The organism is Kineococcus vitellinus (genome assembly GCF_009906315.1).
Lineage (GTDB): Bacteria > Actinomycetota > Actinomycetes > Actinomycetales > Kineococcaceae > Kineococcus > Kineococcus vitellinus.
This window is the reverse complement of sequence record NZ_JAAALL010000132.1, coordinates 1-11,710: the sequence shown is the minus strand read 5'-3', so window position 1 is coordinate 11,710 and position 11,710 is coordinate 1. Positions and strand designations below refer to the sequence as shown.

General features: G+C 73.9%; 11 protein-coding genes. 4 read left to right on the top strand and 7 right to left on the bottom strand.

Translation table 11 applies throughout. From position 1 onward, the window contains the following. Positions 1–117: 117 nt before the first annotated feature. The 6 genes from GTQ99_RS12835 to GTQ99_RS26115 all read right to left on the bottom strand — a co-directional run bounded on the left by GTQ99_RS12835 (position 118) and on the right by GTQ99_RS26115 (position 6,087). Positions 118–1,095 carry a 3-hydroxyacyl-CoA dehydrogenase NAD-binding domain-containing protein gene (locus GTQ99_RS12835; protein WP_166616127.1) on the bottom strand — a complete coding sequence of 326 codons (978 nt, stop codon included), beginning with the start codon at positions 1,093–1,095 and terminating at the stop codon, positions 118–120. Positions 1,096–1,143: 48 nt separating this feature from the next. Beyond that, positions 1,144–1,935, bottom strand: coding sequence for a triose-phosphate isomerase family protein (locus GTQ99_RS12830; RefSeq protein WP_166616126.1), 792 nt, complete (start codon positions 1,933–1,935; stop codon positions 1,144–1,146). Positions 1,936–1,966: 31 nt separating this feature from the next. Next, entirely contained in the window at positions 1,967–2,476 is a 510-nt protein-coding gene (locus GTQ99_RS12825) for a ribose-5-phosphate isomerase (protein ID WP_338074962.1), read from the bottom strand. A 71-nt stretch (positions 2,477–2,547) separates the two neighbouring features. Beyond that, on the bottom strand, positions 2,548–4,257 hold the full coding sequence (locus tag GTQ99_RS12820; protein WP_166616125.1) for a dihydroxyacetone kinase family protein: 1,710 nt from the start codon (positions 4,255–4,257) through the stop codon (positions 2,548–2,550). Positions 4,258–4,280: 23 nt separating this feature from the next. Then, positions 4,281–5,192, bottom strand: coding sequence for a sugar phosphate isomerase/epimerase family protein (locus tag GTQ99_RS12815; protein WP_166616128.1), 912 nt, complete (start codon positions 5,190–5,192; stop codon positions 4,281–4,283). A 181-nt stretch (positions 5,193–5,373) separates the two neighbouring features. Next, positions 5,374–6,087, bottom strand: a complete 714-nt coding sequence (locus GTQ99_RS26115; RefSeq protein WP_166616124.1) for a GntR family transcriptional regulator — start codon at positions 6,085–6,087, stop codon at positions 5,374–5,376. A 45-nt stretch (positions 6,088–6,132) separates the two neighbouring features. On the opposite strand from GTQ99_RS26115, the gene GTQ99_RS12805 reads away from it, so the two are divergent. Together GTQ99_RS12805 and GTQ99_RS12800 are read left to right on the top strand one after the other, a co-directional pair. Next, on the top strand, positions 6,133–7,491 hold the full coding sequence (locus GTQ99_RS12805) for a M20/M25/M40 family metallo-hydrolase (RefSeq protein ID WP_166616123.1): 1,359 nt from the start codon (positions 6,133–6,135) through the stop codon (positions 7,489–7,491). 90 nt (positions 7,492–7,581) lie between these two features. Further along, positions 7,582–8,388 carry an SDR family NAD(P)-dependent oxidoreductase gene (locus tag GTQ99_RS12800; RefSeq protein WP_166616122.1) on the top strand — a complete coding sequence of 269 codons (807 nt, stop codon included), beginning with the start codon at positions 7,582–7,584 and terminating at the stop codon, positions 8,386–8,388. Between the two features lie 65 nt (positions 8,389–8,453). Here GTQ99_RS12800 and GTQ99_RS12795 read toward each other — a convergent pair whose 3' ends face one another. After that, positions 8,454–8,993, bottom strand: coding sequence for a GNAT family N-acetyltransferase (locus GTQ99_RS12795; protein WP_166616121.1), 540 nt, complete (start codon positions 8,991–8,993; stop codon positions 8,454–8,456). Between the two features lie 141 nt (positions 8,994–9,134). Between GTQ99_RS12795 and GTQ99_RS12790 the strand changes: the two genes are divergently transcribed. Continuing rightward, the gene (locus tag GTQ99_RS12790) at positions 9,135–10,151 is read left to right on the top strand and encodes a substrate-binding domain-containing protein (protein ID WP_166616120.1); all 1,017 of its coding nucleotides are present in this window, start codon (positions 9,135–9,137) and stop codon (positions 10,149–10,151) included. 195 nt (positions 10,152–10,346) lie between these two features. Further along, positions 10,347–11,654 (top strand): ABC transporter substrate-binding protein, encoded by a 1,308-nt coding sequence (locus GTQ99_RS12785; protein WP_166616119.1) that lies wholly within the window; start codon positions 10,347–10,349, stop codon positions 11,652–11,654. Positions 11,655–11,710 lie beyond the last annotated feature (56 nt).

Here is an 11,710-nt window from a genome sequence, read left to right as displayed (position 1 = left end):
CCCGGGGCGGCGCGGACGACGACGGCCGCCCCGGGAGCTCCCGGGGCGGCCGTCGTGGTGGATCGTCGTGGATCGTGGCCGGGTCTCAGCCTGCTGCCGGCCGCGGCCGGCCGCGGGTCACTCCGCCAGCGGGGACGGCCCGAGCTCGGCGAGCAGCTCGCCCATCTTCTGGTACGCCTTGTTGCGGTAGTCGATGAGCGCGGCCAGCTTCTCCGGCTCCAGCTCCAGGAAGCCCGAGCCGGTCTTGGTGCCGTACTTGCCGGCCGCCACGAGCTCGGTGAGGTTCTGCGGAGCGGACATCCGCTCGCCGAAGTGGCCCTCGAGGACCTTGAAGCCCTTGGCGTAGACGTCCAGGCCGGCCATGTCGGCGATCGCGAACGGCCCGAAGAAGGGCAGGCGGAAGCCGAAGGTCGTGGAGACGATGGTGTCGACGTCGGCGGGGGTGGCCACGCCCTCCTCGACGACCGTCATGGCCTCCTTCAGCAGCACGTACTGCAGGCGGTTGAGGACGAAGCCCGGCACGTCCTTCACCTGCGCGCCGCGACGGCCGGCGCGGGTGAGCAGCTCGTCGATGATCGGCAGCACGGCCGGGTCGGTCGCCTCGCCGGTGACCAGCTCGACGCCCGGGATGAACGGGGCCGGGTTGGAGAAGTGCACGGTGAGGAAGAGCGAGGCGTCCTCGAACGCCTCCGCCAGCACCTTCACCGGGATGGTGGAGGTGTTGGTGCCGATGATCGTGCCGGGTGTGACGGCCTTCTCGACGCGCGAGAGGACGTCCTTCTTGACCTGCGGGTCCTCGAAGACGGCCTCCTCGACGAAGTGCACGTCCGCGACGGCCTCCTCGATGGAGTCCGCCGGGTGGAACTTCTCCTTGAGGACCTCGGTGCTGCCCGGGGCGAACAGGCCCTGCGCCTCGAAGAGCTCGGACTCCTTCAGCAGCCGCTCGTAGTTGCGCTGGGTCGACTCCTTGTCGGCGTCGGCCAGCCACACGTCGTTGCCGGCCAGGGCCAGCGACTGGGCGATGCCGCCGCCCATGTAGCCGGTGCCGATCTGGGCGACCTTGGTGATCTTGTCGGTGCGGGGTGCGGTGGGCACGGGAGTCTCCTGAGGTGGTGGGTGCTCCCGGCGAGGGGGCGGGCCGCGTCAGGCGCGGTCGGCCGCGGACTCGTCGGAGTGGTCTGCGTTGAGCGGGTGCGAGGCGATCTCCTCGATCACCGCGCGGAAGTTGGCGACGTCGTGGGCGAAGCGGCCGAGGAACAGGCCGTCGACGCCGTCGGCCACCTGGCTGAAGAGCCCGGGGCCGGCGCTGCCGCCGTAGAGGATGCGGGTGCGCCCGCGGCGGTGCGAGAGCGCCTCGCGCAGGCGGGTCGTGACGCCGACGACGTGCTCCGGCGGCGCGGGCTCGGTCTGCCCGATGGCCCAGTTGGGCTCGTAGCCGATCGCGACCTCGGCGTCGTCGGGGACGTCCTCCAGCGCTGCGAGGACCTGGCTGATGGTGGTGCGCGCCGCGTCGTCGACGTCGATGCGCACGTTCTCGCCGATGCAGATGAGCGGGACCAGGCCGTTGCGGGCCGCCGCGGCCGCCTTGCGGGCGGTCACGATGTCGTCCTCGGCGAACATCCGCCGCCGCTCGGCGTGGCCGATCTCCACGAAGCGGGCACCGGCCTCGCGCAGGGCGGCGGGGGAGACCTCACCGGTCAGCGCCCCGAAGTCCTCCCACGAGGCGTCCTGCGCGCCGACGGCGATGCCGGTGCCGCGCAGCAGGTCGATGCCCGTGGTGATGTTGAGGAAGTCCGGGACGACGAACGCGTCCACGCCGCTCGCCGCGACGTCGGGGCCGAGGGCGGCGACGTCGGCGAGGTAGCTGCGGGTGCGGGCCAGCGAGAAGTACATCTTGAGGCTGACCCCGACGAGCGGGCGGGGACGGTTCGTCATGTGGTTCAGGCTCCAGCGTCGGCGCGGTCTGTCAGCAGGAGCTGACGGTACCGGCCTCGTCGTCGGCGTCGTAGCCCGCGCCGGTCTCGTAGGCCGTGATGGCGTCGACCTTCTCCTTGGAGTGGCTGCCGGGGTCGAAGACGTAGCCCAGGAACTCCTTGGCCAGCCGGCGCGCCAGCTCCTTGCCGATGACGCGCTCGCCGAGCGTGAGCACCTGCGCGTCGTTGGAGAGCACCAGGCGCTCCACGGAGAAGGAGTCGTGGGCCACCGAGGCGCGGATGCCGGGGACCTTGTTGGCGCTGATGGCCACGCCCATGCCGGTGCCGCACACGAGGATGCCGCGGTCGGCGTCACCGGCGGCGATCTTGCGGGCCGCGGCGACGGCCACGTGCGGGTAGGCGGTGCCCTCGTCGCCGTTGACGCCGACGTCGATGACCTCCTTGACGCGGGGGTCCTTCAGCAGGTCGGCCTTGATGGCCTCCTTGTAGGACAGGCCGGCGTCGTCGGAGGCGACGACGACGCGCCACTGCAGATCGCTCACGGTGTTCCTCCTGGTCGTGGTGTCGGTGTCGGTGTCGGACGTGCGGTCGGGGCGCTCGCAGCCCCGGACGCTCAGAGCTGCTCGGCGACGGTGCGGGTCACCAGCGCCAGGGAGACGGCGCCGGCGTCGGGGTGGCCCAGCGAGCGCTCGGCCAGCGGGCGGGCCCGGCCGATCTGCGGACGCAGGTCCTTGGTGGCCTCGGCGGCCTCGGTGGCGGCCCGGGCGGCGGTGGTGAAGGCGGTCTTCAGGTCGTCCCCGGCGCCGATGCGCTCGGCGAGCGTCTCGGCGAAGGGGACCTGCGCGTCCAGCATGGTCTTGTTGCCCACCCGCGCGCCCGCCAGGCGCTGCACGGCCTCCACCGACGCGGTGGCGCCGGCGGCGACCTGCTGCGCGCTCGGGGCGCCCTCGTCACCCAGCTGGTCGGCGAAGGCGTGCAGCAGCACGCCCCAGATGACGCCGGAGGTGCCGCCGGCGCGGTCGGCCCAGGCGCCCCCGGCCGCGGCCAGCGTCGAGGCGGCGCCCGCCCCGGCGTCGGCGGCCGCGCGGGCGGCCTGCGCGGCGGCCACCGAGCCGTTGACCATGCCGGTGCCGTGGTCGCCGTCGCCGGCGATGGCGTCGATGCGCCCCAGCTCGGCCTCGGCGTCCTCGAGGACCTCGCGCACGGCCTCGATGAGGGAGGCCACCTTCTGGCCGGCCCGCTGCGCGGCCTCGGGGGTGCCGGAGTAGTCGGCGACCTGCTCCTCGGGGGCCTCGTAGCGCGGGGCGGGGGTGGTCTCGATGGTGGCGCCCACCGACATCGCCGGGCACTGGGCCGGCGCCGTCCACAGCGTCTCCAGCTCCTCGTCCAGCCAGGTGACCGTCAGCGAGGCGCCGGCCATGTCCAGGCTGGTGACGAGCTCGCCGACCTGCGGGGCGACGATCTCGTAGCCGGCCGCGCGCAGCCGGGCCGCGATGGGGGCGTAGAGCAGGAACAGCTCCTCGTACTTGGTGGAACCCAGGCCGTTGACGAGCACGGTGATGCGCCCGGTCTCCGGGGCGCCCTCGGGCTTGCCGTCCAGCACCTTGCCCACCAGCAGCTCGGCGATCTCCTCGGGGGAGCCGATGGGCTCCTCGGAGATGCCCGGCTCGCCGTGGATGCCGAGGCCGACGCCCATGTGGCCGGGCGTGACGGTGAACAGCGGCTCGCTCTCGCCGGGCAGGGTGCAGCCGGCGAAGGCGATGCCCATGGAGCGGGTGAGGTCGTTGGCGCGGCGCGCGGCGCGCACGACGCCCTCGAAGTCGTAGCCGGCCTCGGCGGCCGCACCGGCGATCTTGAAGGCGACGACGTCGCCGGCGATGCCGCGGCGCTGGCCGTTGGCGCCCTGGCCCTCGGAGGCGACGTCGTCGGTGACGACGATGAGCTCGGCGGGGATGCCCTCCGAGCGCAGGCGCTCGGCGGCCAGGCCGAAGTTGAGGATGTCGCCGGCGTAGTTGCCGAAGCCCAGGACGACGCCGCCGCCGCGGTTGGCGGCCTTGGCCACGTCGTAGACCCAGCGGGTGGAGGGGGAGGCGAAGACGTTGCCGCACACGGCGGCGTCGGCCAGGCCCGGGCCGACGTAGCCGGCGAAGGCGGGGTAGTGCCCGGAGCCGCCGCCGGCGATCACCGCGACCTTGCCCTCGGGGGTGGCGGTGGAGCGGACCACCCCGTGCGGCACCGGCTGCACGTACTGCGAGTACAGGTCGACGAACCCCGCCATGGCGTCGTCGACGAACGAGGCCGGGTTCCCGAAGATCTTCGTCATGTCGAACGGTCTCCTTCGATCGCTCAGAGGGTGCGGAACGGGGTGTGCGGGGTCTGCTTGGGCAGCACGCGCCGGATGTACTCGCGGTTGGTGGCGCCCACGCTGATGCTGTCGCCGCCGTAGTGCTCCACGCAGAAGGCGCCGCGGAAGCCGGACTCCAGCGCGATGCCGATCGCCTTGCGGTAGTTGATGGTGCCGAACTCCAGCGGCGCCGGGTGCGTGCGCACCGAGCCCGTCGAGGGCTCCTCGTCGCGGTAGTAGTTCTTCAGGTGCCAGTAGTTGGTGTGCGGCAGCATCTTCGCCGCGATCTCCTCCCACGGCTCCACCGGGCGGTGCAGGCGCAGGATGTTGCCGAAGTCCGGGTTGAGGCCGACGTTGTCGTAGCCCACCTCGTGGATGAACCGCACGGCCGAGTCGGCGGTGCCGAGGTAGGTGTCCTCGTACATCTCCAGCGCGATCTGCACCCCGACCTCCTGGGCGTGCCGGGCCAGCTCCTGGATGCGGGAGACGGCGAGCGCGCGGGCCTCGTCGGAGAAGTCGTCGGAGTAGCCCGGCTCCAGCCAGAACCACAGCGCCTTCGCCTGGGCGGGGGTGAAGCCGCGCATGAAGCCGAAGTTGACCAGCGGGATGCCGATGGCGGCGCACGCGTCGATGGCGCGGTGGGAGTAGGCCAGGTTCTCCTCGGCCTTCTCGTGGTCCATGACGCTGCGGCGCGAGGTCGAGAACGCCGGGATGCTCAGGCCCGCGGCGCGCACGGTGCGGGCGAACTCCTGCAGCCGCTCCGGGGACAGGTCCGCGATCCGGATCCAGGTGTCGGTGGGGTCGATGCTCGTGTACCCGGCGTCGACCATGACCTCCAGCGTGGCGGCCCACCCCTCGGCCGGCTGGTCCTGCACCGTCGTGCCGTCGGCCAGCACGTGGGGGTGCGGCATCATCGGCACGGTGATCGGCCAGTTCTCCCGCGTCAGCACGTCGGGGTAGCCGTCGAACACGCTCGTGCCGGGCGTGCTCGGGCGGGGGGACTGCGCGTCGTCGCTCACGTCTCACTCCAGAAGTCGTCCGTCGGTGCGATTCTATAGAAAATCACGGCGCTTGGCGAGTGCCGCCGCCGGCCGGTCACCCGTCCGCCGTCCCGGCGGCCTCGACCGCGCGGGTCAGCACGCCCTGCAGGTGCCGGCGCATGGCCGCCCCCGCCGCCGCGGGGTCGCGCCGCTCGAAGGCCCGCACGATCGCCTCGTGCTCGGCCACGCTCTCGTCGGCGTCGCTGACCCGCTCCTCGACCTGGTGCAGGCGCTGCACGAAGCCGCGGAAGGAGTCCAGGGTCCGCACGATGAACGGGTTGCCGGTGCCCTCGGCGACCAGCTCGTGGAAGGACCAGTCGGCCTCCAGGTAGTGCTTGAAGCCGGTGTACCCGGGACCGGTGGGCGCGCTGCGCTGGGCCTCCACGGCCGCCCACAGCCGCCCCACGAAGGCGTCGTCGGCGCGGGCGCAGGCGCGCTCGGCGTTGCCCGGCTCCACCAGCAGGCGCACGTCGACCAGCTGCGCCAGCTCCTCGTCGCTCAGCAGCGGCGCCGCCCGGTAGCCCCGGCGCGCCGAGCGCACCACCAGCCCCGAGCCCTCCAGGCGGGCCAGCGCCTCGCGCACCGGGGTCGCCGAGACCCCCAGGCGGTCCGCGAGCGCCTGGGTGCGCAGCGCCGAGCCGGGCAGCAGGGAGCGGTCCATCAGCAGCTCGAGGAGGGCGTCGTGCACGGTGTCGGTGAGCCCGCGGGGGGCCTCCAGCGACCAGTCGGCCTCCGGGTCCGTCCCCGGATCCGCGCGAAGGCTCTCCATGGCACCCGGACGCTACCGCGCCGGGCACCCCGTACGGTGACGCAGGTGAGCGCGAACACCACGGGCGGGACGGACGGCGACACGGGCGGCAGCACCGGCGGCGCGGCGCAGGCGGAGGTCGTGGACCTGTGCCGGGACCTGCTGCGCATCGACACCTCCAACTACGGCGACGGCTCGGGACCGGGCGAGCGGGCCGCGGCCGAGCACGTGGCGCAGCTGCTGCACGAGGTCGGCCTGCAGCCGGAGTACGTCGAGGGCTTCCCCGGTCGCGGCAACGTCGTCGTGCGCATCCCCGGCGACGAGCACGGCACCGCCGAGCGCGGCGCGCTGCTGCTGCACGGGCACCTGGACGTGGTGCCGGCGCGGGCCGCGGACTGGAAGGTCGACCCCTTCTCGGGCGAGATCGCCGACGGCTGCCTGTGGGGCCGCGGCGCGGTGGACATGAAGGACATGGACGCCATGGTGCTGGCGGTCGTGCGCGACATGGCCCGCACCGGCACCAGGCCCCCGCGCGACCTCGTCGTGGCCTTCCTGGCCGACGAGGAGGCGGCCGGGGTGCAGGGCGCCGAGTGGCTGGTGCACCACCGCCCCGAGCTCTTCGAGGGCGTCACCGAGGCCGTCAGCGAGGTCGGCGGCTTCTCCGTCGACCTCGACGGCCAGCGCGCCTACCTGCTGCAGACGGCCGAGAAGGGGCTGGCGTGGCTGCGGCTGGTGGCGCACGGGCGCGCCGGCCACGGCTCGCAGGTCGGCACCGACAACGCGGTGACGCGCCTGTGCGCGGCGGTGACGCGCATCGGCGAGCACGTGTGGCCGCTGGAGTACACCGCGACGGTGCGCGAGTTCCTCCGGGGCGTCTCGGAGATCACCGGCGTCCGCTTCGACGAGGACGACCCCTCGGCGCTGCTGGCCACGCTGGGCACGACGGCGCGCTGGGTGGGGGCGACGCTGCAGAACACGGCGAACCCGACGGTCCTGGAGGCCGGCTACAAGCACAACGTCATCCCCGGGACGGCCAGCGCCCTCGTCGACTGCCGCTTCCTGCCCGGCCGCCAGGAGGAGCTGATGGCCACGATCCGCGAGCTGGCGGGCGAGCGGGTCGACGTGGAGGTCGTCAACCACAGCGTCGCGCTGGAGACCGACTACGCGGCGCCGCTGGTGGACCGCATGCGCGCCGCGCTGGAGGCCGAGGACCCGGGCGCGAAGGTGCTGCCGTACTGCCTGTCGGGCGGCACGGACAACAAGTCCTTCTCCCACCTGGGCATCCGCGGGTACGGCTTCGCCCCGCTGCGGCTGCCGGCGGGCATGGACTTCGCGGGCATGTTCCACGGCGTCGACGAGCGCGTGCCCGTGGACGCGCTGGAGTTCGGCGTGCGGGTCCTGCAGCGCTTCGTCGCCACCTGCTGAGCCACCTGCCGAGCCACCTGCCGAGCCACCTGCCGACCCGTCCGCCCACGACCCGCGCATGATCCGCGCCGTCGTGGGCAGGAGGAGGCCATGAGCGAGAGCAGCGAGCAGACGCGTCCCTTCGCCGTCGTCACCGGCGCCTCCACCGGCATCGGCCTGGAACTGGCCCGGCGCTTCGCCGCCGGCGGCTACGACCTCCTCGTCGCGGCCGAGGACGAGCGCATCGGCGCCGTCCCCGCCGAGCTGGCGGGCGAGGGGGCGCGCGTGGACGCCGTCCAGGTGGACCTGGCGACCGCCGAGGGCGTGGAGCGGCTGTGGACCACGGCGACCGCCGGCGGCCGGCAGGTGGACGCCGTCGCCCTGCACGCCGGCGTGGGCGTCGGCGGTGAGTTCGTCGACACCGACCTGGCCGACGAGCTGCGCATGATCGACCTCAACGTCGTCTCGTACGTGCACCTGGCCAAGCTCGCGGCGCGCCCCATGGCGCAGCGCGGTTCCGGCGAGCTGCTGTTCACCTCCTCGCTGGCCGCGCGCGTGCCCGCGCCCTACCAGGCGGTCTACGGGGCGACGAAGGCGTTCGTGCAGTCGCTGGCGCAGTCGCTGCGCCAGGAGCTGGACCAGCGGGGCGTCACCGTGACGGCCTTCCTGCCCGGCCCCACCGACACCGAGTTCTTCGAGCGGGCCGGCATGGAGGACACGAAGATGGCGAACACGAGCGCCAAGGACGACCCGGCGACGGTGGCCGAGCAGGCGTTCAAGGCGCTGCGCAAGGGCCGCGACCACGTCGTCACGGGTTCGCTGGGCACCAAGCTGCAGGGCGCCACGGCCAACCTCGTGCCCAACGCGCCGCTGGCCAAGGCCCAGGGCAAGCTCGCCGAGCCCGGCTCGGCCGACTGAGGCCGCCGCCCGCCCGCCGCCGTCTCCCGCCGTCTCCCGCCGGGACCCGGTGGGAGACGGCGGGTTCAGGGGGCGGGCAGGTCGGCGGGGGAGAGCACGAACAGCTGCGAGCGCCCGTCGTGCCACAACCCGTCGACGACGCCGAGGTCGCGCATCCCGACGCGCGCGCAGGTGGCGCGGCTGCGCAGGTTGTCGACGGAGGTGAGCGCCCACACCTCCGCCACCCCCGCGGCGAAGGCGTCCTGCGCGGCGCGCCGGGCGGCCGCGGCCGCGTAGCCGTGCCCGACGGCGTCGGGATGCAGGTACCAGCCGACCTCCACCTCCCCGTGCAGGGCGTTCGGCGCCTCGAAGAGCAGCGCGCTGCCGAGCGGGTCGGGGCGCCCGGGTGCCGTGATCGCCCACGTGCCCAGCGGCGCGGCGGTCCGCTGCGCCCAGCGCCCGATGCGCTCGGCGGCCTCGTCGACGTGCCGCAGCGGTGCGCGCGAGGCCTCCCCGAACCAGCGGGTGACCTCCTCGCGGCGCAGCAGGTCGAAGAGCCGGTCGGCCTCCTGCGGCCGCCAGGGCCGCAGCTCGACGTCGGGGAGGCTGGGAGCGCGGGGCCGCACGCGCGGCACCCTAGCGGGCGGGGGCGCTGGCGGTGCGCGCGCCGGGCTCGCGGCCGAGGACCCGGGAACGCCCGCCGGCTCTGCCAGGATGGGCGCCGTGGCCCGGCCGGTCGGCCGGGGCCCCGACGGCTGGAGGCACCCGTGACGAGCCCGAGCGCCCCGACCCTGGAGTCCGTCGCCGCCCGCGCCGGCGTCTCCCGGGCGACGGCCGGACGCGTGCTGGCCGGGTACGGCCGCGTCAGCGACAGCGCCCGCGAGGCGGTGCTGCGCGCCGCCTCGGAACTGTCCTACGTGCCCAACCAGGCCGCCCGCTCGCTGGTCACCCGCCGCAGCGGCTCGATGGCCCTGGTCGTCGTCGAGCCCGTCGAGCGCTTCTTCGCCGACTCCTACTTCCCGCTGGTGCTCAGCGGTGCGCAGGCGGTGCTGGCCGAGCGCGAGGTGCAGCTCGTCCTCGTGGTGCTCTCCACCGCCCGCGAGCGCGAGCGCTTCGAGCGCTACGCGCGCAGCGGTCACGTCGACGGGGCGATCCTCGTCTCCGTGCACGGCCCGGACCCGCTGCCGCAGCACCTGGTCGACGCCGGGATCCCGGTGGTCATGTCCGGACGCCCCTTCGAGGACTCCTCGAGCGTGCCGTACGTGTCGGCCGACAACGTCGGGGGTGCCCGCACCGCCACCCGGCACCTGCTGGAGCGCGGCTGCCGGCGCGTGGTGACGGTGACCGGCCCGATGGACATGCGGGTGGGCCAGGACCGCCTGGAGGGCTTCCGCACCGAGCTGCGCGCCCACCACCGCCGCTACGGCGCGCAGCTGGCGGCCAGCGGGGACTTCACCGTGGCGGGCGGCCGGGCCGCCACCCAGGAGCTGCTGGCGCGCCACCCGGACCTGGACGGCATCTTCGCGGCCAACGACCTCATGGCGGCCGGTGCGCTGCAGGCGCTGGCCGCGGCCGGGCTGGCGGTGCCCGAGCGGGTGCGGGTGGTCGGCTTCGACGACGCGCCGCTGGCGGCCGCGGCCACGCCGCCGCTGACCACGGTGCGCCAGCCGGTGGTGGAGATGGGCCGGGAGCTGGCGCGGATGCTGCTGCGGCTGGTGGACGGCGAGGGCGTCGAGGGGCCGGTCGTGGCCGGCACGACGCTGGTGGAGCGCGCGACCACCTGAGGCCGTCCCGGGCCGCCCGCAGGGCGTTCGACAACGGTTTCGACACGGGCATTGACAGCGGGTCCCCGCTGGGTCCACGCTGTGCGAACCCCTTGAGAGCGCTCTCACGGAGGTCGTGACCACCGCGAGAGCGCTCTCAACGGCCCACCGATCAACGTCGATCCGCCGACCACGGCGAGGCCCGAGGAGTCCCCCATGTCGACAGTCCGCAAGACCACGCTCGCCGCCCTCGCGGCCTCCGTCAGCGGAGCGCTGCTGCTCAGCTCCTGCAGCACCAGCGACGCCGGCTCGGCCGACGCGGCCGCGGCCGACGGCAAGACCCAGGTCACGGTCAGCCTCTTCGGCACCTTCGGGTACGAGGAGGCCGGCCTCTTCGACGAGTACCAGCAGCTGAACCCCGACATCAGCATCAAGTACGAGTCCACCCAGGGCGAGAACAACTACTGGCCCGCCCTGCAGACCAAGCTGGCCTCCGGCAACGGCGCCGCCGACGTCCAGGGCATCGAGGTCGGGCGCATCGCCGACGTCGTCGCCAACCAGGGCGCGAAGTGGACCGACCTGAAGACCACCGCGGCGGCCGACCAGGTCGCGAACTACCCCGAGTGGAAGTCCGCCGCCGCCACCACCGAGGACGGCAAGGTCCTCGGCCTGGGCACCGACATCGGCCCCATGGGCCTGTGCTACCGCAGCGACCTGCTCCAGCAGGCGGGCCTGCCCACCGACCCCGCGCAGCTGGCCGCCCGGATGACCAGCTGGGACGACTACGTCGCCCTCGGCCGCGAGTTCAAGGCCAAGGCGCCCGCGGGTGCGGCGTGGATGGACTCGGCCGGCGGCTTCTACAACGCGATCGTCTCCACCGAGGAGGAGATCTACTACGACCAGGCCGGCGAGCTGGTCTGGGACAGCAACCCCGCGGTCAAGCAGGCCTTCGACACCTCCGCCGCCGCGGCCGCGGAGGGCCTGACCGCCAAGCTGGAGCAGTTCGAGGACCCGGCCTGGGACACCGGTTTCGGCGCCGGCACCTTCGCCACCATCGCCTGCCCGGCCTGGATGGTCGGCTACATCAAGGGCAAGGCCGGCGACGCCGGCTCCGGCAAGTGGAACGTCACCTCGCTGCCCGGCGGCGCCGGCGGCAACTGGGGCGGCGCGTACCTGGGCATCCCCGCCTCCAGCGACAACAAGGAGGCCGCGGCCGAGCTCATCACCTGGCTGACCGACCCCGAGCAGCAGGCGAAGGTCTTCGAGACGGCCGGGAACTTCCCGTCCAACACCAAGGCCTTCGACCTCGTCTCCAGCGCCACCGACGAGTACTTCCAGGGCGCGCCCATCGGCCAGATCTTCTCCGACGCGGCCGAGAAGGCCCCCACCCAGGTCCTGGGCGAGGAGGACGCCGTGGTGAAGTCGGCCCTCGTGCAGGCGCTGCTGTCGGTGGAGACCAACGGCGTGGCCCCGGCCCAGGCCTGGGAGAGCGCCTCGAAGGACCTCGCCAACCAGATCGGCTGAGCGCTCCCGCTCGCGGGGTGGCCGCCGTCCACGGCGGCCACCCCGGTCCAGCCCCC

What these genes read in the sequence shown, in the direction of transcription:
- GTQ99_RS12830 (WP_166616126.1), bottom strand. Translation starts at nt 1,935, where the DNA reads ATGACGAACCGTCCCCGCCCGCTCGTCGGGGTCAGCCTCAAGATGTAC.
- GTQ99_RS12820 (WP_166616125.1), bottom strand. Translation starts at nt 4,257, where the DNA reads ATGACGAAGATCTTCGGGAACCCGGCCTCGTTCGTCGACGACGCCATG.
- GTQ99_RS12815 (WP_166616128.1), bottom strand. Translation starts at nt 5,192, where the DNA reads ATGATGCCGCACCCCCACGTGCTGGCCGACGGCACGACGGTGCAGGAC.
- GTQ99_RS26115 (WP_166616124.1), bottom strand. Translation starts at nt 6,087, where the DNA reads ATGGAGAGCCTTCGCGCGGATCCGGGGACGGACCCGGAGGCCGACTGG.
- GTQ99_RS12800 (WP_166616122.1), top strand. Translation starts at nt 7,582, where the DNA reads ATGAGCGAGAGCAGCGAGCAGACGCGTCCCTTCGCCGTCGTCACCGGC.
- GTQ99_RS12785 (WP_166616119.1), top strand. Translation starts at nt 10,347, where the DNA reads ATGTCGACAGTCCGCAAGACCACGCTCGCCGCCCTCGCGGCCTCCGTC.